The organism is Pseudomonas sp. EL_65y_Pfl2_R96 (assembly GCF_963970905.1).
In the GTDB taxonomy this organism is placed as follows: domain Bacteria; phylum Pseudomonadota; class Gammaproteobacteria; order Pseudomonadales; family Pseudomonadaceae; genus Aquipseudomonas.
In genome coordinates this window covers 1-514 of sequence record NZ_CAXAQH010000228.1, presented here as the reverse complement: position 1 = coordinate 514, position 514 = coordinate 1, and the positions used below count along the sequence as shown (strand labels likewise).

The 514-nt window shown below is 67.5% G+C and carries 1 protein-coding gene; it reads right to left on the bottom strand.

Annotated features, from left to right (window positions below):
• Positions 1–514: tyrosine-type recombinase/integrase (locus AACY49_RS30355; protein WP_339527960.1), on the bottom strand; the 514-nt coding region annotated here is incomplete at both ends.

Sequence of the window (514 nt, the reverse complement as noted above, 5' to 3'; positions counted from 1 at the left end):
CACCCACAACCGGCGATTCTGCACAAACACGTCCTCCACCCGCATTCCCAGCGCAGCGCCGATGCGAGCGAACGAATAGACCATCAACCCGATTAGCGCCCGATCGCGTAAGCCCGCCGGGGTCGTCACATCGATCGTGTCGAGCAACCGCCGCGCCTCATCAGGCGCGAGGACTGGCGTCTTGCCGCGCCGGACGCTGTGCGCCGGACCGCGCACCGATGCGGCCGGGTTCACCGACACGACCTGGCCCGTCACCAGCCAGTCGAACAGGTGGCGCACACCCGCAAGCCGCTGCTTGACGGTCGGCGCGCTCACGTCGTGCCCCAGCATTTCGATCCAGGCCGCGACGTGAAGCGGCTGCACCTCGGCAATCGACGCCACGCAACGCGCATCGCACCAGGCCAAGAACTCGCCCGCTGCACGCGCATAAGCGCGACGTGTGTGCGGATTGCGGATGGTGACGGCGAAGAACTCCAGGAAGCGGAGCTGCGCGCGATCGTCGGCCGACGCAATC